The sequence below is a fragment of the Aeromonas sp. JL9 genome, from assembly GCF_024436075.1.
In the GTDB taxonomy this organism is placed as follows: Bacteria; Pseudomonadota; Gammaproteobacteria; order Enterobacterales; family Aeromonadaceae; genus Aeromonas; species Aeromonas veronii.
Map to the genome: position 1 here is coordinate 1 of NZ_JANFNV010000020.1, position 22,540 is coordinate 22,540.

Annotated in this window: 15 protein-coding genes; 1 reads left to right on the top strand and 14 read right to left on the bottom strand. The window is 51.9% G+C overall.

Going from position 1 to position 22,540, the window contains the following annotated elements; genetic code table 11:
• Nucleotides 1–150 precede the first annotated feature (150 nt).
• The 14 genes from NOM06_RS14350 to gcvT all read right to left on the bottom strand — a co-directional run bounded on the left by NOM06_RS14350 (nt 151) and on the right by gcvT (nt 22,137).
• Entirely contained in the window at nt 151–1,773 is a 1,623-nt protein-coding gene (locus NOM06_RS14350; RefSeq protein ID WP_077097821.1) for a TnsD family Tn7-like transposition protein, read from the bottom strand.
• A gap of 3 nt (nt 1,774–1,776) precedes the next feature.
• Nucleotides 1,777–2,736: a TniQ family protein gene (locus NOM06_RS14355; RefSeq protein ID WP_080768656.1), complete on the bottom strand. Its 960-nt coding sequence runs from the start codon at nt 2,734–2,736 to the stop codon at nt 1,777–1,779.
• On the bottom strand, nt 2,733–4,172 hold the full coding sequence (locus tag NOM06_RS14360) for an AAA family ATPase (RefSeq protein ID WP_017784506.1): 1,440 nt from the start codon (nt 4,170–4,172) through the stop codon (nt 2,733–2,735). The genes NOM06_RS14355 and NOM06_RS14360 overlap by 4 nt, the downstream gene beginning before the upstream one ends.
• Nucleotides 4,173–4,174: 2 nt before the next feature.
• Nucleotides 4,175–6,331: a transposase gene (locus NOM06_RS14365; RefSeq protein ID WP_255912051.1), complete on the bottom strand. Its 2,157-nt coding sequence runs from the start codon at nt 6,329–6,331 to the stop codon at nt 4,175–4,177.
• Nucleotides 6,321–7,193 (bottom strand): TnsA endonuclease N-terminal domain-containing protein, encoded by an 873-nt coding sequence (locus tag NOM06_RS14370; protein WP_042082322.1) that lies wholly within the window; start codon nt 7,191–7,193, stop codon nt 6,321–6,323. The genes NOM06_RS14365 and NOM06_RS14370 overlap by 11 nt, the downstream gene beginning before the upstream one ends.
• A 440-nt stretch (nt 7,194–7,633) precedes the next feature.
• Nucleotides 7,634–8,407: a M48 family metallopeptidase gene (locus tag NOM06_RS14375; protein ID WP_047440443.1), complete on the bottom strand. Its 774-nt coding sequence runs from the start codon at nt 8,405–8,407 to the stop codon at nt 7,634–7,636.
• A gap of 4 nt (nt 8,408–8,411) precedes the next feature.
• Nucleotides 8,412–11,696 (bottom strand): type I restriction endonuclease subunit R, encoded by a 3,285-nt coding sequence (locus NOM06_RS14380; protein WP_255912052.1) that lies wholly within the window; start codon nt 11,694–11,696, stop codon nt 8,412–8,414.
• A gap of 56 nt (nt 11,697–11,752) precedes the next feature.
• The gene (locus NOM06_RS14385) at nt 11,753–13,669 is read right to left on the bottom strand and encodes an ATP-dependent endonuclease (protein ID WP_255912053.1); all 1,917 of its coding nucleotides are present in this window, start codon (nt 13,667–13,669) and stop codon (nt 11,753–11,755) included.
• A 12-nt stretch (nt 13,670–13,681) separates the two neighbouring features.
• The gene (locus NOM06_RS14390; RefSeq protein WP_255912054.1) at nt 13,682–14,926 is read right to left on the bottom strand and encodes a restriction endonuclease subunit S; all 1,245 of its coding nucleotides are present in this window, start codon (nt 14,924–14,926) and stop codon (nt 13,682–13,684) included.
• The gene (locus NOM06_RS14395; RefSeq protein WP_255912055.1) at nt 14,916–16,439 is read right to left on the bottom strand and encodes a type I restriction-modification system subunit M; all 1,524 of its coding nucleotides are present in this window, start codon (nt 16,437–16,439) and stop codon (nt 14,916–14,918) included. The genes NOM06_RS14390 and NOM06_RS14395 overlap by 11 nt, the downstream gene beginning before the upstream one ends.
• Before the next feature lie 50 nt (nt 16,440–16,489).
• Entirely contained in the window at nt 16,490–17,080 is a 591-nt protein-coding gene (locus NOM06_RS14400) for a restriction endonuclease subunit S (RefSeq protein WP_255912056.1), read from the bottom strand.
• Between the two features lie 310 nt (nt 17,081–17,390).
• On the bottom strand, nt 17,391–20,267 hold the full coding sequence (gene gcvP, locus NOM06_RS14405) for an aminomethyl-transferring glycine dehydrogenase (protein WP_255912057.1): 2,877 nt from the start codon (nt 20,265–20,267) through the stop codon (nt 17,391–17,393).
• 298 nt (nt 20,268–20,565) lie between these two features.
• Nucleotides 20,566–20,955, bottom strand: coding sequence for a glycine cleavage system protein GcvH (gcvH, locus tag NOM06_RS14410; protein WP_005333898.1), 390 nt, complete (start codon nt 20,953–20,955; stop codon nt 20,566–20,568).
• An 84-nt stretch (nt 20,956–21,039) separates the two neighbouring features.
• Nucleotides 21,040–22,137, bottom strand: a complete 1,098-nt coding sequence (gene gcvT, locus NOM06_RS14415) for a glycine cleavage system aminomethyltransferase GcvT (RefSeq protein WP_005346577.1) — start codon at nt 22,135–22,137, stop codon at nt 21,040–21,042.
• On the opposite strand from gcvT, the gene NOM06_RS14420 reads away from it, so the two are divergent.
• The gene (locus tag NOM06_RS14420) at nt 22,114–22,341 is read left to right on the top strand and encodes a hypothetical protein (RefSeq protein WP_040067241.1); all 228 of its coding nucleotides are present in this window, start codon (nt 22,114–22,116) and stop codon (nt 22,339–22,341) included. The two genes, gcvT and NOM06_RS14420, sit on opposite strands and share 24 nt — an antisense overlap.
• Nucleotides 22,342–22,540 lie beyond the last annotated feature (199 nt).

Here is a 22,540-nt window from a genome sequence, read left to right on the forward strand (position 1 = left end):
GGGATGACGTGAGCGCGTTAAGGATCAGGGTGTTCACGTTGGCCGGAATGGCTGTTCAACTTCGCCGGAATACGCAGCTTCGACCTTCATGGCAATACTCCTCGTTGTGATGCCTGATATCAGAACCTGTATAGGTATCGACGGCGAGCATCAGGGCATAGGATGTTGAGCGGCATACGCCGCAACCAGCCGCACAGCCAATGCGTAACTGAGCGGTAGACGTGTTTTGTATTTCCTCAGGCAGTCTGGCCTATCGACTGCCCGTTCCAGTGCAGATAGAGAGCTTGCCTGCTCGGCCAGCAGCCCCAGTTGCTCAGCCAGTTTCCTATCCCGTTCTTCCCAATCCACACTGGGATGGTGAACTGCTCGCTTGGCGGCAGGTAACTGTTGATACAACCAGGCACGATCATGTTTATAGAGCCAGGTGAAAGCCGTTCTGCACACCTGCTCGACAAAGCCTCGACTAGCATCAGCATGTTTTGCCAAATATGCAGCCACCGTTACACGGTGCTCACGGAGACGGTTAACCCTTCTCAAATGCCGTCGCCAGTCAGACAGCCCTTGGTGGCTCTGAATAATGGCTTCGACCGCCCCGACAGAAACGCCATGACTGTGCGCGATCTGCTGCCGTGATCCCCCCATGAACGCCTGACGCCATATTCCCCGCTCAACTTCAGCTGTAATGCGCTTGGCACGGTGATCAACCGGTTGATTGTGTCTCAGGGCGAGTTGCTTGATATAGCCGATGCTGTATCCGGTCTGGCAGGCAATCTGTCGCATGGAAACCCGCTTCACCAACAATGTCAGTATTGCTGTTTCTGATAGCTGTCCGTCGCTAGGCATAGTGGATTGTATCTGCACCGCAGCTGGGCTACTGATAGAAAAAAATTCCGCTGGGCTACGGCTTACAAACGCCATCAGCATCACATGTTTCAGGTAGTGGTGACTGCGGTCACCGTGCACCAGCCCCGAGACGTATCGATAGTTGGCCAGCCCCGGCGGCACTATTGGCGTTATATCGGCAAACAACCCCTGCCAGAACTCCGTCATGGCCTGCAACAGGGGCTGGCTACGCAGATGGCCTCTGGCCGTCAGATAGCCCTGTTGCCCGAGCCATCGCTGGTACAGCTCAGCTAGCGACTCCGTTGGCGACTGGACGCACAGATACCGATGCATAGCGGTGATATATGTAGAAAGTTTGATTTCCTGTTCAGATGGACGCGATGGTTCACAGGGTATCTCGGGATCCGGTATTAGCAGTCGCCGATCAATACCTCCCGCACTGGCCGCCAGGGTTTGCAATCGTAGCTCATGCTTGGCACAGGCCGTGACCCCATACAACTGGTGTACCGTATGCCAATACCCACACCCGAACTGCTTTTCATCTTCTAGAAGACAGGCCGGACACCATTTCAGGCAAGCGCCACCGACCCTTAGTTTGCTGGCGGCTTGTCCTGACAGGGCCATTATTCCCCTCCCCTCACCCAGCATGGCGGCAGCCAGGGCGTGGACTTGGTGCTTATTGTTCAGCGTCAGGGCGAACAATGGGAAGGCCGAGCCGTGGTGCAGCAGGTATTGCGGATCCACCCCCGCCGCCTGGGCAGCCGCCTTAATATGGCCTGGTAATGCCGGATGCAACCGAACAGCAGGACAGTGGAATAGCTGGTTACAAAAATGGTTTCGATCACTGTATGCCGAATGAACAAAATACTGGCTGACCCAGCTGTAGGCCGACTCGCCAGGGATATAGGTGGGGATCACCGAGGTCAACACCGATCACCCCTCAGATCCCAAGAGCCTCACCAGATCGACGCCTGCATGCTGCAACATCATTAGGTGGGCCAGAGGGTGCAACGGATCTCGGGCTGACTTCTCATGGTAGCCCCGTGCATTGCGCAGCTGTGGGGGTAATTGCCATACCTGACCTGGCCCCCCACTATTGGTGAAATACGCAGTAAGTGCCAGGGGATCACATTGCGAGTCCATCTGCTGAAACCACGCATTGATCGTTTTGATACTTTTGACCGTGCGCATCGCCTCGCCCGAGATGCCCATCGAATCAGTCACCAGCTGAGTTAGTGCACACAGGGTGAGAGTGCTCGTGGACTGGGCCAATGCCAGCGACGCCAACTCAATCTCGTGCATCCGCTCGGAAAAATGACCATCGTATCCCCCCATCCAGTGTCCACAATGGGAACAGAGGCTGTCGTAGGGCGGGATCAGTTGCTCCGACAACAATTTGGCGGAAAAACCACAGCCTGCGCAGTGACCAGACAAACCGCGTTGATGCCGATGACAATGGAACACTCCTGGTAGTTGATGATCTCGGTGGTAGTAGGGCATACCATAGAGCTCATAATCCTCGGCAATACAGTCTGCGCACCAGCGCCAATATTGGTGTTGTACATTGTGCAGGCCAGTCACCCGTAACCGAAGCTGGGAACGGCCCGCCAGTGCTGATGCCACTATCCTCTGCTCATCCGGAGTCAAAAAAGAAGCTAAATAATTGCCGACAGAGTGATCCTGCCACGCACGTTGAACGTGTCGGGCCCGAAATTGGGTATCGAGGACAGGATCGTCGGGATGACATAAACGATGGGGACGGATTTGTGGGCTGCTCAGCCCCAGCATCTGGGCCGTTGCAGTAAACGTCCCGTGCGTGCTCAGCACATGCATCCGGCCAACTACCGCCCCTAAATGCTCACCAGGTAGCAACTCCAACCGATGGAGGATCATTTGCACGGCCCCTTATCTACAGAGTAACCGAGTTGCCCCAGCAATGAATCCGGGGATAATTGCTCTAAAGTTTTTAGCTTCTTTTCCTCTGTTTTTGGCAGCTTTTTGGTGATTTTAACCTCACCTTGCAGCAGGATTTCTCCCTCTGCTGAATATGTGTCTCCATCAACAACCTGACTATTTCCCACTGATTCGAGCAGTAACATCGGCGATAGGTCCTCAAATTGGTAGTAATCACCCTTACGCAGAGCACTCAACGCAGGCTGGAGGATTTTAAATTCGCGATTGAAACATAAGTCCAATGCAGCGATCGAGAGATCTTGATCTGTTGGTTTCAGCAGGGTTAGATACGATAGCGTGGCGCGAACTAGACTGGTTGCAATAGCCGGGATACCGGCACTCAAATAATGTATATGTTGGCGTAATACATCCTCTGATGTTTTCTGGTTTTTCAGAAATCTAGTTTGACATATCAGGCGGATAAAACGCAGCCAAAATGAGCTATGTATATCGCAGCTCACCAACTGCATAAATCCATTTTTAGTTGCTCGGCGGGTTAGCGTCATTTCGCTATCAAACAATTTCATCGTGGCCAATGTTCCGACAAACATCAACGGGATCCCCACTCGATTTAATAGTTCCTCTAGAAATTTCATGGTCGTTTTCTCGTTGTTACTGATCACTTCATTCTTGGCAGACCTGGCCAGGTTCTGCGCTTCATCAAGGATCAGCAAACCAACCCCATGGCCGATAAACGATTTTTGCACTACCGAAATCAACTCATTAACAGAGCGGTTCCTATGGGTATGGCTATAACTCTCACCAGTGACAGCGTCGAGTGATTCTAACAAGTTCAGCAAAAGTGCTTTTTGGCCACGGCGATCATGAATTTCAATGTACAGATAGGTCACCTGCACTCGACTCACAATAATTTCGTGACCATGCAGGTCCGTATAGCGATCATGCTCTATCGTTTGTGGTATCTGTTGGCAAATTTGCCTAACCATCGTGCTCTTCCCACGTCCACTGAGCCCTAGCAGTAACAGGCTATACTGAACAGACAATTCTAGTTCCAATACATGTGAAGCTTTCCATGGCTCGGCCTTGTCACGATCAATCGCAGCTAATATCCTGCGTACATCGGCCCCAATTGGATTGCGTCGAGCATACCCAGCCTCGATCATCCGTCGTATCTGGTCATATAAACGGTACGCCTCATCTGGAGAGGTATAAACCTCCGCCAGTTGATCAATGGCAGTGCGGATAAAATATGAATGCAGCGATTCATCCACCCCTGCAAGATCCAGATCACACTGAAAAGGGATCTCACAGTTCGCATAAAATTGTGCCGTTGAGAGCGGCAAGCCAAGCCCCTCGATATAGGGGTTTCCCCGATATTTTGAATTGGGATGTGGGTAATATTGAGGTGCGGCCATGATTATTTCTCCTGAACTGTAAATATTGTCGGATCAGCAAGGTTCTGACTGGGTGTTTTTTTAATATAATTATCTTGCTGACATGTATTTCTTAAATCAGCAGCAATAGCCATTTCCTCATGATGACGTTGCAAGTTCCCTTCGACCTGTTTATGGATTTTCATTCCTGACTGTATATTTTTTGCAGTGGATTTTTTCAGTCCACGATTAGTTTTTCGAATTACCTCATCACATTCATGAAAGTCCATTTCTAACACTGCGCGAGCATTGAATCTCTTCTCATCCAACGCAGCCAATTGTTGTTTAACAATATACAGGCGATGCATGACATTTGCCCAAACCTGATTCCGATATGCCTCACTGCGATCTGTCAGCTCAACCTGATAGACCTCATCACTATCCTCAGTTTTAAACCAAAGATGATTAGTACATGTATCTATGTACCTGACTCTAATTTTGAAACGTCCGAGATTTTTCGCCTGATCCAGCCACTGCATTCGAACAATTTCATTACTGCTATAGTAAAGGCCTCGAAAAAATATCCCATCAGCACGCACCGTAGCCTCATCCTCTGGCAACAGCGCAAATCGCAGGCGGTCTATGGGAACAGGCCTCACTATCACTGAATTTTTCAGACCCCAGTTCCATACATCACGAGGAGTAAAACCAACCCCATCACGTGACATTTCTAGGTTGTGCGAGGTCACGCGCTGACGATGATTATTTGAATAGATAATGATATTAATGAGTCGATACATGAACTGTTCATACGTCAACAGGGGGCGACGAGATGCGTGCTGATCCTCCTTATGTGGATACTTAACCACCTTGCCTGCCTCGAACGGGATCGCTAAAGTCTGAATAATGTCGAAAGTTTTCTCCACTTGGCCTTTCATATCCCCGCGATGATAGGCATTAAAATTACCGACTGTGATACCAATGAGTCCGCGCAGCAGGCTGCAAATATTGGTATCAGTATTCTCAGAGCCCCGGTCGAACGTTAATTCACGACATGGTAAATTGCAGGGCCAGTCAGCCTCTTCGATCTCCACACCATACTGCCGACAAAACTCTCGCTTACTGCTCATCGCATTGAATAATGCTTGACTTGCTCCATGCCAACAAGGCGAGTCGAAACCGACATGCAATCCAACAATCATACTGCTGGCGGTATCAACGACAAAATATATAACCGGTCTTCCAGTACTCAGTAGCTCATCGTTACTGTACGGGTAACGGATGTAAACATCGGCAATAGTACTGTCTATTTCATATCGTGACGTTGGCCCCCGCAGGCCGGCACGGGCAAGACCTGGTTTTCCTGCATGGTCACGGGAATAATTAATACTGCCTACTCGCTTTTTCAGGAACGTGAGATCACTGACGAACTTTTTCAGATGATATTTAAATATTCTTGGTGATATTAAATATTCCCTATGAAGTAACATTTTAATTGGTTCTGCTATGTCACAATCCTCAATGCCCTTCGGTAAAACATTGACACATTCATATTTCAAACAATAGTCAAAGTATAGCTCTGACAACCTCACTTCAGAGCCAGATTTAATAGATTTTGAAAAACGCTCAATTTGTATAATATCTCGCTGAGTAATGCCACGATATGGTGTACCATATCGAGTAATTGGGCCACTCTTGGTTGCTTTCTGACCCAATGGCACATCTGGTAGTTGAAAGTTGCTGCCACAATTAAAATAGTGTGGAAGCAATGAATTTGGAAATGCCCCAAAAAAGAAATAACTATTCAATTGAGCGCAAATGTATTTCCTACTTCGACCGGAATTTTCAATCAACGTTTTCAATATACCACTTGCATCACCATATAAATAGCGATGTAACAATTCAGGCTGACTAAGCAACGGACTAATTACAGCCAACCTCTCATTGCGAATCTTGATCCATTGAGGTTCTAGCTCACTATCAGAGGAAAATAAAACTTTTGGAAATTGATGTTCAGCCAGAGTCCACTCACCACTTTCAATATTAGACTCGACATTCTCGATTAATAGATTAGTCGGCCGTTTTGGTGGCCCATCTAATAATTCACTTACAGCTAACAACCCCATGTCATAACAAATAGAGACAATCAGAAACTCTGAACCACCATTTGTATTAGTGATCAGTTTCTGGTTAACTCGCATGAACCACCTCGTTGAATGGCACAGGCCTATATAACTCTAAACGTTGTGTAAGATCAACGATTATAACACCATGATAAACTGCATATTGAAATACACATTTCACCTGCACGTCAGAAATATTCAACTCCTTAGCCACCTGCTTGATCAACACTAACAAGGTATTTGAGGGATGGGCAATCAGGTGATGTTTGATACGTCCCAATATAATGAGGTATATGGTCTCAGATACCTGAATATACTCAGGCGTATCAAAACACTCACGTAGGAATTCCAGATTATATATATGTACTTTATTGAAGCTTTTTTCCGTTAACAGCACATGATCAATATTTTGAGTACGCCAATATTCAATGGCAATTTTCTCCTTTGCCCTTGTACGATTAACAACACGGGGGGATGTTATTTCCGGATCCAGCGCATCCGAATATTTGAAGCTATATGGAGCCAATATATGCTTCCCTGCCTCCGTTTTCCGAATAATGACAAAATCCTGAGTCATTGTTTTGGCTGGGATGCGGCCACCATAATTCGCCCGCTCTTTGTAATTACCAGGATGGACAATGTGCAGAGATGCCGCAATTTTGAGCGTTTCATGCAGTGGTAACGGATACTGTTCGAGAATGTCGATAACAGTTGGATCGCGTTCGAAATAGAAAAATGGTGCCCTCTCGCCACGGCTGAGAAGATGATGCTCACGACCCGTTTTGTGGCTAAATACAATCTGCCCCTGGCCGTAGGTGTGGGACTGCCGCACCGTGACCCAGGGGCGATACCCCGAAGCTTTGATGTCTCGGTTGTACCGTGCTGTTTTTGCGATCTCCGCATCGGTGACGATGGGCTGCTGAACCGTTTTTTGCTGCATGACTACTCCTACCTGACCTGCATACAACCTAGTAACTGGGCAGGGGGTCGTCAACCGCAATAGTGCACGTAAGGCGTTGTTTTTACTTATTTATTTTTATAAATAATAACTATCGACGCTATCATGGCAAAAATGCCACACTCAACAAAATTTCATTTTTTATCTTAAAAAACATATAGTTATAAAAAATCACATAAGCATACATAATCACGAATATTTATTTTTATAAATAATAAGTAAATGTTTTTTATTCCTTTTTTGACATAATAGGGTGGCGGATATAGAACATTATTCTGAAGCGATTGATGATTCCGCTCAGAAAAAATGTCCGTTTTTGGCTACAAAAGGCTCCATGCGAAGAGCAATCAATGCATCCACACCAAAAAATTCAGCCCGGCAAGGGGGCCTGCCGGGCTGCGGGTGACTGACGAGCAGATAACTCAGGTCAACAAGCGATTAGCCATGCCATCCAGCTTCGCTTTGGTCTTTTCCCAACCGGGCATCACCTGACTCATCAGCCGGTAAAAGTGCTCGCTGTGGTTGTGCTCGGCGATATGGCAGAGCTCGTGCAGGATCACGTAATCGATACACTCGCGGGACGCTTTGACCAAATGTGGGTTGAGCGTGATCCGGCCATGGGGGGAACAACTGCCCCACTGTGTCTGCATAGTCAGGATGCGCAGTGCTGGTCTGCCCGTGACCCAGATGGCTTGATCCAGCATGGCGTTGAGGCGTCTGGCAAACACCTCTTTGGCACGGGCCTTGTACCAGTCTGCCAGCAGCTCACGAACTTTCTCGGCGCTACGTTGTCGAACCGACACCTCCAACTTGCCACGCAGCATTTTGACCCCCTGCACCGAATCAGGGGCTTCGATCATCTTGAGCAGGTACTGCTTGCCGAGGTAATAGTGGCTCTCACCGCTGATGTACTGGCGTGGGGTGACGTGCTCCAACTGCTGGCGAAAGTCGCGTAACTGTTCGTAGATCCAGCGTCCGCGCTGCTTGACCGCTGCGAGAACCGCATCATCAGCCGTCTCACGCGGGGCCGAGACCACGACGCGGCAATCGGGATGCACCTTGATAAGCACCTTGCCGCTAGCCTGTCTCCGTTGCACCCGCTCGAAGGCGATCCGCTCATCGCCGTAGCGAAAGCTAAAGGATGGAGCTGGAGCCTGGGGCTGAGCATCGCCCTTGACCCGAATAGGCACATTCATCTGATCAGACTCCGCTCAAGCCGACTCGGGTGATCTGCACCACCATCTCGACAATCTTCTTGGCCTGCTCCATACCACTGCCGATTGCTTTGCACTCCTGGAACATACGCGGCAGCAACTGCTTGCGAATACCCGCCTCGATGTTCTGCGGGTTGATGGAGTGCTCGGCCACCGATGCATCCACGACCGTATCGATCTCGAAGGCCAGCTTTATCCACTTCTCCTGTACCTGGCTGTCGGTAATGGCGAACACCTCCGGCAGTACCTTTTTAAACACCCCAAAGTAGGCCTGAGCGTGGCGATGCCCAGCAAAAGCGTCAGGAATCTCACTCAGGCGACGCTCCTGCACCTGCTCTTCGAACTCACGAAACAGCATGTACTGCTTGAGCGGGTGATCGAACAGCTTCTCCGCATCAAGGATGGCTTGGCGCAGCAGCTTGGAGAAGGCTTCCTGGGCGTAGGGGTCGTCGCATAGCTCCTGCTCAATCATGCGGGTGACGCGAGTCTTGATGATGTCGGTCTCGTTGCGGGTCTTGTTCTCGCTCCACTCTTCTGGCTGCTTTTGGCCCATCTTGCCGACTTCATAGACGCCGCCCGGCTCTTTAACCTCTACCCCGACCACATGCTTATCCAGCAGCTTCTTCACCTGTTCGGCATATTCGTCGTAGTCAACCTTCTCACCTGCATCCTGTTGCACCAGTTGGCGCAGGCTGGAGAGCTGTTTCACCGTCTCTTTGTAGTGGCGACGATCCGCCTCGCTAAAGGCGCTGTCCTCGAAAAAAGAGGCCGACTGCAACGCCACTTTCAGGCAACTGGCAAACGCCGTGAGAGCCTCGTAGAAGTCTTCTCGCACCTTGAGGTTCACATCCACCAGTTCGCCGTCCAGTTCCTCCATCTTGGGCACCAGCACTTGGCGCAGTTGCTCGATATCCTGCTTGTTCTTCACCCCGGCGAAGATGTTCCACAGGGTCTGGTAGAGCTGAGGCAGCCGCTTATATTCGGTGCCCATCTGGTTGTAGAGGCCTTTGAGATCGTCAACGTCATAGCCGCCCTGAGTACGGGAAGCGAGATCCTGATACTTGCCGATGGTGGTATCCAGCTCGGATAAGATGCCGCGATAGTCGATAAGCAGGCCGAACTTCTTCTTCGGGTGCAGCCGGTTGACCCGCGCAATCGCCTGGATCAGGTTGTGCTCTTTGAGTGGCTTGTCGATATAGAGCACTGTGTTCTTTGGTTCATCGAAGCCGGTCAACAGCTTGTCCACCACGACCAGCAACTTGAGGGGGTCATTTTCATCGGCAAAACGCTCGATAAGCGCCTTGGAATACACCTGCTCATCCTGAGTGCCGACATTCTCCTTCCACCACTGAGTGACCAGCGGGGTGGTTGATTCATCGACCTCGGTGTTGCCTTCACGACTGTCGGGCGGGCTCATCACCACCGCCGACTCGAACAGCCCCGCCTCGTCGAGGTACTTTTTATAGAGCACCGCCGATGCCTTGCTATCGCAGGCCAGCTGGCCCTTGAGCCCCTCGACAATGTGGTTTGAAAAGTGACTGGCGATATCGAACGCAATCAGCTTGATGCGATCCTCCGCGCTGTAGATCTCGCCCTTGCGGGCAAATTTGCGTTTCAGATCGGCCTGCTGCTGCTCGTTTAACCCCAGGGTGATACGCTCAAACCAGCTGTCGATGGCCCGCTCGTTGACCTCCAGATCGGGGATGCGCTCCTCATAGAGCAGCGGCGTCACCGTTTTGTCCTCGACCGCCCGCTGCATGGTGTAGGCATGGACGATGGGGCCAAACTTATTGGTGGTCTTGTCATCCTTGAGAAGCGGCGTGCCGGTAAAAGCCACAAACGCGGCGTTGGGCAATGCCAGCTTCATGCGGACATGGTTCTCGCCCCCCTGGCTGCGGTGGCCCTCATCGATCAGCACGATGAGATCCGGGCTCTTGTTGATGCACTCCGGCAACTTGGTCGCTGAGTTGAACTTCTGAATAAGCGAGAAGATGATCCGCTCGCTGCCCTTACCGATCTGCTCGGCCAGCCGCTTGCCCGAGGTAGCCATGGCCGCCTCTTTATCTTTCTTGCCCGCGAGTTCACCGCTGGAGGCAAAGGTCTTGCTGAGCTGGCTCTCCAGATCCACCCGGTCGGTCACCACCAGCAGGCGACACTGTTTCAAACTATCGTGCAGGATCAGCGCCTTGCTGAGGAACACCATGGTGAACGACTTGCCCGAACCAGTGGTGTGCCAGATCACCCCACCTTCTCTCCCGCCATCGGGGCGTTTCTGGTTGATACGCTCGATTAACCGCTTGATGCCAAACACCTGCTGGTAGCGGGCGACTATCTTGCCCGCCTTCTTGTCAAACAGGGTGAACAGCCGGGTCATCTCCAGCAGCCGCTCCGGCGAGAGCAGGCTGATGAGCAGCCGATCCTGATCGCTGACGGCCAGCTCGCCCGCCGCAACCAGAGACTGATACCAGTCCAGGTCGGCGGCGGAACGGTGGCTAAACAGGGCGGAGAGTTGTTCGGATGAGAGCGGCTCATTCTTGATGGCTGTCATCGCACCATCACCGATATCCTCCTCACGCCAGGCGGCCCAGAACTTCTCCGGCGTACCGCAGGTGCCGTATCGCCCCTCGATGCCATTGATGGAGAGCAACAACTGGCTGTAGGCAAACAGCAGCGGGATCTCGTCGGGGCGCTGGTTGCGCAGGCTCTGGGAGATCCCCTCCTTGATGGTCGGCCCTTTTTTGGCGTTGCCATCCGGGCGCTTGGCCTCAATCACCACCAAGGGCAAGCCATTGACGAAGCAGACGATATCCGGGCGACGATGCTCTTGAAACGAAGAGCCGATGCCCCCTGCGCGGGTGACCCGAAACTCTTCGGTAAAGGTAAAGCGGTTATTGTGCGGATTGTGCCAGTCAATCAGGGGGATGGTGGGGTTCACCTTCTTGCCATCGACAAATTCGGTCACCGACATGCCATAGAGAAGGTGGTTATAGAGCCGCTCGTTGGCCGCCTGCAACCCTTCATTCAGGGCCGGACTACACAGCTCACTCACCAGATTGTCCACTGACTTAGGGGAAAGCGGATAGGTTTTGCCCGCAAACATAAAGGTGCGCTCGGCCAGCACGCTGCGCAGTTGTTGGCGCAGCACCACCTGATCGGCCTTGTTATCCCGTGCCGCCAGAGCCTGTTCAGGGGAGAGGAAAGACCAGCCCAGCTGGGTCAGCAGGGTCAGGGCCGGGATCTTGGAGCTGTATTCTTCCTGAAACTTAGGCATGAGTTGCGTCATTAGTTCTATCTCTATCAAGACTTGAAGCCCAAGGTGAACAGATTTTATGCAACTTGGTTTTCTTGTTCTTCTTGTAATATATGAAGTTGGATAAATAACTGACGGAAAGAAGGAAATAAGTCATCTAGTGATGCAATAAAATCGAAATATTTAATCAACAATAATGATGCAATTTCCTCATCATTATTTGAACTTCGCAGAAATAGAGATAGCCCAATTTTAGATTCTAAACCCATAACGAAGTCTCGAATTATTGGTTTTGCCATCACTCTTTCTGGCCTAAATACACCTTGGTCTGTCCAAGATCTAACAACGTCCGTGAACTGGAGTGTTGAGAATTCTGGTCTGTTGTTTTTCTGCCCATTAAAACGAGATTCGATCTCTCTATTAGAAGAAGAGTTGATATCTTGAACATTTTCAGCCAACTCAGTTAGCAACTCATCGACATGATTAAACACATCTTCTTGAGCAATGTTATGAACAAGAGACGAAAGGTATCTTTTCAGAATGTCAACATCTGAAAATAAAACGGACTCTATGCAATAGCCTTCGTGACTATGTGGCTCACAATGTTTACCTCTTATACTTGCTTTTAGATGTTCATCAATCTCATTTGTAGAGAAGTCACGGTCAAAGATGACATTCCATGTTTTTCCTTTCAACATCGAAGCTAGAGTTCTTCTATTATACTCAATTTTCTGGACTATATTATCCTTACCGCGTAGTGGGAAGAACGCAACATCAGACAAACAACCTATAGGATTTGCAATTTCTTTTAATTTTAAATTGAGTTTTTTTAGATATTCTGCATCATCATTACCTTCTACAAACACAATCTGCTTTGCGTTATTCAAACGTTCAAGTGATATAATAACACCACCTAAAGAGCTTTTTATGATGTCGAAACTGCTAGGACTGACAGGCTCTAGCTGCCCCTGCCGTTTAGCATCATCATTCATAAAAAAGACTTCGCCATCTCCTGCATTATTCACAAATTGATCGTTATGGCTAATTACAAAAAATTGATTGTGATCAATCTTCCTTAAGTGACTAAGAAGGTTTTGTTGCAATTTGGTATGAATATGTGAATCCGGCTCATCAACAAGTAGCAATTTTAATGGTGCATCAACAAACTCAACAGTCGCTAATATCTCAACAATCTGGAGGAAGCCACTGCCTTGGAGATGAAGGTCATAAAACTTAGAGTCATTTATAGAAACACATAAATCTATATATTCATCTTTTTCTCTTCGCGTTGCTGCTGGGATAGAAAATTTAACTTTCTTTTCAAGAATTTCTGAAATACTACGTTCCAACTCAATAATAGACTTTCTTTTTGCAATTATTTTATTCCTTAATACTTCATGTGATAATCCTTTTTGTATCTTTTTAGTTATCTGTGCCTCATTGTAATAAGGTTCGTATTGGTGCACACCAGATACAGGTCTAGTCTGATATATGAAAACAGCTTCATCAAGAAATTGTCCACCACGACAAAATTCCGTCGCAAAAGCAGTAAAATGAGCTTCCTCTATTGGCTGTATACGGAAAAATGCATCAGGAATAGAAGTTGGGCATGTTACCTTAAAGCCTAAATCCCATGTGCGAACCCCAATATCCTCATCTTCACTTGTAAGTGATAATGTAATTTCTGAGCACTTCCCTAAATCAGGGTCTTTAGGATCGTGAAAGAGATCTTCATCCTTAGTAATCCGTAAAAAATCGAGCTCATGATAATTCACGTATCTGTTTGTCGATTTTTGTACTTTATAAAATCCTTTGCGAGATGCCAAAATATTATTTTTATAGCATTTTTCCCATAGATGAATTGCTTCAAATACAGAGGACTTTCCCGCACCATTCTCACCTATGATTATATTGAAATCAGCATTAGGAGTGATGGAAATATCCTTGAACGCTTTGAGGTTTTTTAAAACAATTCTACTAATACGTAATTTCATAATTATGTCATCCTACACAATGACCCGCTTTTTACCGGTCAGAAGTTGTTGCATCAGGGCCATTTTCTCTTGCTTTAGAGCGTCGAGTTTCTGTTGCAGGGCTGCAATTTCTTGATCAGCAGTTGAGAGAACTGCGGAGATTTTTTGTTGCTCTGCTATAGATGGAGGACACCAAAACTTGGTTTTTTTCGCATTTTGAATGGTATAGGTCCCTACCGTTGTAATGGATGCCTGAGCAACAATCTGTTCCTGCAAGAAATCTGACTGGAAACAATATTTAAAATAATCAGAGAAAAGACCTTCTTTTATTTTAAACCAAAGTACGTTGCCATCTTTGAAATAAAATCTGTCACCATCTTTAACCTGATATGAAATACCTAGCGTGCCTACACCACTCACAAGAAAATCACCTGGCTTGGGGGCTCCATACTTTATAGACAATTCATGAAAGAGCTCATCAGCAATGAAAACTTCACTCCTGAATGGCTCATTCTTACTCAGGGATACCAATTCTCTAGTACGATAGAATGGCGTTCCTTCATTTTTCCAATCATCCTGTAACACCCTCTTGCTTGAGCCAACATCAAAGAAATCTTCAATAATACATTGTTGCCATTCTCCACTAAACCTCACACCATTGTTATCCAGCAGGCGTTTTTTGCCGGTGAGCAGTTGCTGCATCAGCGCCTTTTTCTGCTGCTGGCTATTGGCCAGCAGTTGCTCGGTGGTGGTGATAGCCTTATCCCAAGCGGAGAGGATTTTGGCGATTTTCTTTTGTTCGGGGAGTGGCGGAACGAGAACAGGAAATTCCTTTATCTGGCTCGAATTAATACTGGCTAAATTTGTGCTTCGTTTTGCACAACTTAGAAAATAGGTTTTTCCATAATTACTAGCCGCTAATGCGGCGAGGTAAAATGAATCTATTAACTCTTCATCGGGCCTAACCGCAAACACATGGTTCTGATGTAAGCATGGTTCTATTTGACCTAACCATACGTCTCCGCGACCTAGTTTATCGAAGTCACCACCTTCATTCATAAGAACGTCGCCCTTTTTCAAGGAGAAGCGTTCTAGCTTGTCGCGTTCAATCTCAATTTCTTTCACTTCCTCAAGATTGATATGTCCATCTTGAACATTGGCAACCCTCAGGTATGGAACACACACGGGATCTTTTAATCCAGTTTTTCCCTTGGCTACTCCAGATCTTACTTCTGCAACCTGCTCAAGAGGCTGCCTTTTCCAACCCTTAGGCACCATAACCCAGCTCCTCCAGATATTTGGCCATCTCGGTTTCCAGCGCGGCCAGTTGGGTTTTTAGCTGTTCGCGCTCGGCACGCACCGCCAGCAGATCGATCTCCTCCTCTTCTTCGAAGGTATCCACATAACGGGGAATATTGAGGTTGTAGTCGTTAGCGATGATCTCTTTAAGCGAGGCAAGATAGGCGTATTTATCGACATTGCCGCCATTGCGATAGGTGGCGACAATTTTGGCGATATTGTCCGCGCTCAGCAGATTCTGGTTTTTACCCGCCTTGAACTCGCGGCTGGCGTCGATAAACAACACATTGTCGTCCACCTTCTGCTTTTTAAAGATCAGGATGGCGGCGGGGATGCCGGTGCCGTAGAAGAGCTTCTCCGGCAGGCCGATCACCGCATCGAGCAGGTTTTCGTCGATCAACTGCTGGCGAATTTTCCCCTCGCTGGAACCCCGGAATAGCACGCCGTGGGGCACCACCACCCCCATGCGCCCACTCTTGGGCTTCAGGGTTTCAATCATATGGAGGATAAAGGCGTAATCCCCCTTGGTTTTGGGCGGCAGCCCGCGCTTGAAGCGACCGAACTTATCGTTCCCCGCTTCCTCATAACCCCATTTATCCAGCGAAAAGGGCGGGTTGGCGGTCACGATATCGAAGCGCATCAGGTCGCCGTTTTTATCGAGCAGCTTGGGGTTGCGGATGGTGTCGCCCCACTCGATCTTATGGTTGTCTTCCCCGTGCAGGAACATGTTCATCTTGGCCAGCGACCAGGTGGAGCCGATGGCCTCCTGCCCGTAGAGGGCGTAGTGCTTCTCGCCATGGTTTGCCACCACCTTGCGGCCGCACTTCATCAAGAGTGACCCCGAGCCACAGGCCGGATCGCAGATGGTGTCGCCCGGCATCGGCTCCAGCAGCTCGGCGATAAGATCGGAAACTTCGGGCGGGGTATAGAACTCCCCCGCCTTCTGGCCGCCGCTGGCAGCGAAGTTTTTGATGAGATACTCGTAGGCGTTGCCGATCACATCCAGAGTGCCGACCCGACTCGGTTTGAGGTTGAGCTCATCCTTGGCAAAATCTTCCATCAGGTGGCGCAGTATGGTGTTCTTCTGCTTCTCTTCGCCGAGTCGGTCGGTGTTGAAGCTGATGTCCTGAAACACGCTCTTGCCCGCGTCTTTGAGCTTGGTGCCGTTGGCCTCTTCGATGGCGTGCAGCGCCTGATCGATCCGCTCGCCATTGCCCGGTTCAAAGCGACGCTCGAACAGGCTGTAGAAGCTGGCCTGTTTGGGCAACACGAAGCGCTCGTTTTTGAGCATCTCTTCAATGAGCTCCGGCTCATCGCCATATTCGGCCTTGTAGCCATCGTAGTGATCCTGCCAGACATCGGAGATGTATTTCAGGAACAGCATGGTGAGCACGAAGTCTTTATAGGTATCAGGGCTGACAGTGCCCCGGAAGGTGTCGCAGGCAGACCAGAGGGCCTTGTTGATATCGTCCTGGTTTATCGAGGTAGTCATAAGTCACAATTCCTTGGGTATTTCTTGGAAAAATGGGCTGCTCAGCGAAACTATTTCGCTGGCTGATCGGATTGTTCGAGCAGGCTGGCAGCGATGGCCTGCATTATCTGCTCGCCGTTACGTTGCAGTTGTTGCATCAGGTTCCGTTCTTCACGCAGGCTGTGGGCCAGCTTCATGATGGCGGCTTGTCTTGCAAGAGATGGGATACCGATAGGGGCCTCCTCCAACACCTGACGGCGAATACTTTTTGCCGCGCTGCCTTCGGCGTGAAGCTCGAAGTAGCGCTGGCAAGGGGACTGATTGAGCTGCCAGGCCAGAAATTCGGGACTGAGCGCCTCGCTATGCAACCGCACCACATAGAAGTGAGGGGCGGCTACGGCGGGCAATGGTGCAAGCCCGGTATCGACCAGCACGGCATAGTTAGTGCTGCCACGGGCCGCCACTAGGATATCGCCGGTTTGCAGCCAGTCAGGCTCCTTCTTGCTGGTAGGCTCGGAGCGAAGGCAGGCAGACCAGTCAACCCCTCCTTCTGGCGAGGCATCTCTCATCTGCACCACGGCCATGCTGCCGGAATCGATCTCCGGGATCTTGCCGCGATAGGGGTGCCCAGCACTGATGGTGGCAATTTGGTTCAGCTTCACAAAAAATCTCTTCATCGTTAATGATGCAGTTACAGTGTGTCGCATCTGACGCTACTGAGTCAATATCAACGCCCATTATTTTTGCATCAATTGGAATGATGCTTTTATGTGTGCCATTGACAAGAGGTAGACCCTGACCTGCCTGAAAGATCCAACTGAGATCATTTTTGTAATTTAATTACAGATATTCACCGCACAAAATAAAAAGGCCCTGCTGTTGCAGGGCCTTTGAGTTTCCAACTTGAATGGTCGGTTTCCAACTTCAATGTCACGGTTTCCAACTTAAATGGCCGTGATCACTAAACGCCACTTACTTGGCGTAATCCTCAGTCGGGATACAGGAGCAGAACAGGTTGCGATCGCCGTAGACGTCGTCGATGCGGTTCACAGAGGGCCACAGTTTGGCGGCACGCACGGCGTCGGACGGGAAGACCGCCTCGGCGCGGCTGTAGCCACGGGACCACTCTGCATCCATCACGTCATCCTGGGTGTGCGGCGCATGGACCAGCGGGTTGTCGGTCAGGCTCCACTGCCCCTCCTGCACCTTGGCAATTTCGGCGCGGATGGCGGTCATCGCCTCGACGAAGCGATCCAGCTCGCGCTTGGATTCCGATTCGGTCGGCTCGACCATCAGAGTGCCCGCAACCGGGAAGCTCATGGTCGGCGCGTGGAAGCCGTAATCCATCAGCCGCTTGGCCACGTCCATCTCGCTGATGCCGGAAGCCTCCTTGAGCGGACGGATATCCAGGATGCACTCGTGGGCCACCCGACCGTTGCGGCCAGAGTAGAGCACCGGGAAGGACTCACCCAGCTTCTTGGCCAGATAGTTGGCGTTGAGGATGGCCACCTGAGTGGATTTCTTCAGTCCTTCGTCACCCAGCATGGCGATATACATCCAGCTGATGGGCAGGATGCTGGCCGAGCCGAACGGTGCCGCCGACACGGCGCCGTTGTCACGGCTCTCCTTGTCGGTCTTGACCACGGTGTGACCAGCCACGAACGGTGCCAGATGCTTCTTCACACCGATGGGGCCCATGCCCGGGCCGCCACCGCCGTGAGGAATGGCAAAGGTCTTGTGCAGGTTGAGGTGAGAGACGTCCGCCCCGATAAAGCCCGGTGCCGTCAATCCAACTTGCGCGTTCATATTGGCGCCGTCCAGATAGACCTGACCACCGTGCTGGTGAACGATGTCGCACACCTCCTTGATGGTCTCCTCATACACCCCGTGGGTGGAGGGGTAGGTCACCATCAGACAGGAGAGTTGATCCCCCGCCTCGGCCGCCTTGGCGCGCAGGTCATCGAGATCCACGTTGCCGGACTTGTCACAGGCGGTGACGATAACCTTGAGCCCCGCCATCTGGGCAGAGGCCGGGTTGGTACCGTGGGCAGAAGCTGGGATCAGGCAGATGTCGCGATGCCCTTCACCACGAGACTCGTGATATTTCTTGATGGCGAGCAGACCTGCGTATTCGCCCTGCGCACCTGAGTTGGGCTGCATGCAGACCGCATCGTAACCGGTCACTTTCACCAGCCAGTTTTCGAGGTCGGCCAGCAGCAGTTGGTAGCCCTTGGCCTGTGCCAGCGGGGCGAACGGGTGCAGCTTGCCAAACTCGGGCCAGGTCACCGGGATCATCTCGGCGGTAGCGTTGAGCTTCATGGTGCAGGAGCCGAGCGAAATCATGGCGTAGTTGAGCGCCAGATCCTTGGCTTCGAGACGGTGGATATAACGCAGCATCTCGGTTTCGGAGTGGTACTTGTTGAACACCTCGTGGGTCAGCACGGCGTCGGTGCGCAGCAGATCCTGCGGGATGGCGTGATGGGCCTGCGCCGCCTTGTCGAGGGCCTCGATGTCGAGCCCATGGCCTTGACCGAGGAAGAGATCGAACAGCTCCGCCACATCGCCACGGGTGGTGGTCTCAGAGAGTGACACCCCTACCGCGCCATCGAGGTCTGCACGCAGGTTGATGCCATTCGCTTCAGCCTTGGCAATGAGTGCTGCTTTATCTGCCGTCAGCACGGTCAGGGTATCGAACCAGCTGGCATGCTTGAGGGCCACCCCCTTGGCCTTGAGGCCAAGCGCCAGAATGGTGGTGAGACGGTGCACGCGGGAGGCGATGGTTTTCAGCCCCACCGGGCCGTGATAGACGGCGTAGAAGCTCGCCATGTTGGCCAGCAGCACCTGAGCGGTACAGATGTTGGAGTTGGCCTTCTCGCGGCGGATGTGCTGCTCGCGGGTCTGCATCGCCATGCGCAGCGCAGCCTTGCCGCGGGCATCCTTGGAGACACCAATGATGCGGCCCGGCATGGAGCGCTTGTAGGCATCGCGGGTAGCGAAGAAGGCGGCGTGGGGGCCACCGTAACCCATGGGCACACCAAAGCGCTGGGCGGAGCCCAACACCACGTCGGCGCCCAGCTCGCCCGGGGACTTGAGCAGCAGCAGGGAGAGCAGATCGGCGCTGACGCAAGCCAGCCCTTTCTGGGCCTGTACCGCGGCAATCAGGGCGCGCAGATCTTTCACCTCACCTGTGGTGGTGGGGTACTGGAACAGGGCACCAAACACCTCTTCGCTCACTGCATCGCTCGCAGCGCCGACCGCCACGTCGAAACCGAAGTGAACCGCGCGCTCCTTGACCACGTCGATCACCTGCGGGTGCACGTCATCGGCCACAAAGAAGAGGTTGGATTTGGACTTGGCCATCCGTTTGGCCAGCGCCATCGCCTCGGCGGCGGCAGTCGCTTCATCCAGCAGGGAGGCACTCGCCAAATCCATGCCGGTGAGATCCAGCGTCAGTTGCTGGAAGTTGAGCAGGGCTTCGAGACGGCCCTGCGCCAGCTCGGGCTGATAGGGGGTGTAGGCGGTATACCAACCCGGGTTTTCCAGTACGTTGCGCAAAATGACGTGGGGCACATGGGTATCGTGATAACCCATGCCGATATAGCTCTTGGCAATCTTGTTCTGAGCGGCATAGCCCCTGAGCTTGGCCAGCGCCTCCACTTCGGTCATGCCGGCACCGATCCCCAGCGGGCCCGGCAGGCGAATGGCGGCGGGCACGGTCTGTTCAATCAAATCGTCCAGGCTTTCAGCCCCGACGGTCGCCAGCAGCTGGCGCAGCTCTTCCTCGCCCGGGCCGATATGGCGGCGGACAAAATCGGTTTTTTGCTCGAGTTCAAACAGTGACTGGGTCATTTCCCTATTTCCTGATAAATAAGTCCTGGCATGACATCCTGATAACCAAGACCTGATGTTCCTGATCGTCGGCTGATACCGACTCCACTCATGTTCTGGGTCCCGCAGACAGGGCGCGGCACCGGATGCTGCGGCAGCATCGAGAGGGGATCGCCTTGTTGCGAACCGGCCTGTTTGCCCCTAGGCTCCTAGGCTGGCAAACGGCAGGCGAGGACGACTTCACCCTTCCACCGGCCGGTGCTTGCCCGGCTGGCGGTCATACAAAGGGGCCCTGCTGTGTTGGCAGGGCCCGGGGGTATTACTCTTCGTCCACCACGTTCTGGTAGCCTTCGGCATCCAGCAGGTTGGCCAGCTCGCTCTCGTCATCGAGCTTGATGCGGAACAGCCAGCCAGCGCTGTAGGGGTCGGAGTTGACCAGCTCGGGGCTCCCTTCCAGCTCTTCGTTGACGGCAATGATCTCGCCGCTCACCGGGCTGTAGATATCAGAGGCCGCCTTGACCGACTCGGCCACGGCGCAGTCGTCACCGGCACTGACCTGCTTGCCCACTTCCGGCAGCTCGACAAACACCATGTCACCCAGCAGCTCCTGGGCGTGTTCGGTGATACCGACCACGGCCTCGCCGTTGGCTTCAACACGGATCCACTCGTGGGAAGTGGCATATTTCAGTTCGCTCGGGATATGGCTCATTTGTGCTTCCTTTGATCTTTGAGTCGCGTTTAAAAACGAATATGAAAAGGGATGGGGGAGGCACTGCCCTCCCCCAAGACGATGTTAAACCAGCTTCTGGCCGTTACGGACGAAAGCGGGCTTGGTAACCTTCACGGTGACCAGCTTCTTGCGGATCTCCACCTCGGCCAGCTCACCGATATCGCGGGGCACCCGCGCCAGGGCAATACTGTAGCCCAGGGTGGGGGAGAAAGAGCCGGAGGTGATCACACCTTCCCGCTTCTCACCGTTTGCCGCGGTGAAGGTGACCGGCATACCGGCACGCAGCACCCCTTTCTCTTCCATCACCAGCCCCACCAGCTTGGGCTGGTTGCCCGCCGCTTTCTGCGCTTCCAGCACGTCGCGGCCGATGAAGTTGCGATCGCTCGGCTCCCAGGCGATGGTCCAGGCCATGTTGGCGGCGAGCGGAGAGACTGACTCGTCCATATCCTGACCATAGAGGTTCATCCCCGCTTCGAGGCGCAGGGTATCGCGGGCACCGAGGCCGCAGGGGGCCACGCCGTTATCCAGCAGCGCTTGCCACAGCTCGCAGGCTTTCTCTTGCGGCACCACGATTTCATAACCATCTTCGCCGGTGTAGCCGGTAGTGGCGATAAAGAGATCGCCAGCCTGCACGCCGAAGAAGGGTTTCATCCCCACCACGGCAGTGCGCTGGGCGGCGCTCAGCACAGCCGCAGCCTTGACCTTGGCGTTGGGGCCCTGCACCGCGATCATTGCGAGCTCGGGACGCTCGGTCACTGTGATATCGAAATCGATGGCGTGATGGCGGATCCAGGCCAGATCCTTCTCGCGGGTAGCGGAATTGACCACTAGCCGGTAGAAGGTATCGGTCAGGTAATAGGTGATGAGGTCATCGATCACGCCGCCTTCCGGATTGAGCATGCCGCTGTAGAGGGCCTTGCCGGGGGCAGTGAGTTTGGCCACGTCGTTGGCCAGCAGGTGTTGCAGAAAGGCTTTGACCCGTTCGCCGGTCAAATCGACGATGGTCATGTGGGAGACATCGAACATACCGGCATCGCTGCGCACCGCGTGGTGCTCTTCCAGCTGGGAGCCGTAGTTGATGGGCATTTCCCAACCGTGGAAGTCCACCATCTTGGCGCCGGCTTCCAGGTGTTTGGGATGCAGTACAGTAGTCTGGATCATCGCATTCTTTCCTTAGCAAAAAGCCTTTTCGCTTTGGCGACCACCCTTGCGACCCGCGCCACCGCTCTGACTGCACAGCGTGCAGCAAAAAGCGACCGGATCCAAAAGTGTGTGCTCGCTCCTGCCCTTGCCAGGCAAGAGGGATTCCTTGAACGCAGCGGATTATATGACAAGCAGGCGAGCGTGCCGCTCAAAAAAAACTAATCCCCTCCCGTAAAACTGACTCCAGACACTAAGATAAATGCAGTGATAAAAACAGCCATAAGCCGACTCAGGCGAGATTAAATTTTGATTTTTACCGTTTCGTCACAATTTGCAGAAAAACGTTTCGCTCCAGAGCAAAATTAAAGGCTGACACCCAAAACGGGTCATCAGCCTTGTCGGATTACTTTTGTTGTCAAAA

Bases quoted from the DNA above. Each gene is read 5' to 3' on its own strand.
- NOM06_RS14355 (WP_080768656.1), bottom strand. From the start codon at position 2,736: ATGATCCTCCATCGGTTGGAGTTGCTACCTGGTGAGCATTTAGGGGCG.
- NOM06_RS14360 (WP_017784506.1), bottom strand. From the start codon at position 4,172: ATGGCCGCACCTCAATATTACCCACATCCCAATTCAAAATATCGGGGA.
- NOM06_RS14365 (WP_255912051.1), bottom strand. From the start codon at position 6,331: ATGCGAGTTAACCAGAAACTGATCACTAATACAAATGGTGGTTCAGAG.
- NOM06_RS14370 (WP_042082322.1), bottom strand. From the start codon at position 7,193: ATGCAGCAAAAAACGGTTCAGCAGCCCATCGTCACCGATGCGGAGATC.
- NOM06_RS14375 (WP_047440443.1), bottom strand. From the start codon at position 8,407: ATGAATGTGCCTATTCGGGTCAAGGGCGATGCTCAGCCCCAGGCTCCA.
- NOM06_RS14380 (WP_255912052.1), bottom strand. From the start codon at position 11,696: ATGCCTAAGTTTCAGGAAGAATACAGCTCCAAGATCCCGGCCCTGACC.
- NOM06_RS14385 (WP_255912053.1), bottom strand. From the start codon at position 13,669: ATGAAATTACGTATTAGTAGAATTGTTTTAAAAAACCTCAAAGCGTTC.
- NOM06_RS14390 (WP_255912054.1), bottom strand. From the start codon at position 14,926: ATGGTGCCTAAGGGTTGGAAAAGGCAGCCTCTTGAGCAGGTTGCAGAA.
- NOM06_RS14395 (WP_255912055.1), bottom strand. From the start codon at position 16,439: ATGACTACCTCGATAAACCAGGACGATATCAACAAGGCCCTCTGGTCT.
- gcvP (WP_255912057.1), bottom strand. From the start codon at position 20,267: ATGACCCAGTCACTGTTTGAACTCGAGCAAAAAACCGATTTTGTCCGC.
- gcvH (WP_005333898.1), bottom strand. From the start codon at position 20,955: ATGAGCCATATCCCGAGCGAACTGAAATATGCCACTTCCCACGAGTGG.
- NOM06_RS14420 (WP_040067241.1), top strand. From the start codon at position 22,114: ATGCAGTACAGTAGTCTGGATCATCGCATTCTTTCCTTAGCAAAAAGC.
- gcvT (WP_005346577.1), bottom strand. From the start codon at position 22,137: ATGATCCAGACTACTGTACTGCATCCCAAACACCTGGAAGCCGGCGCC.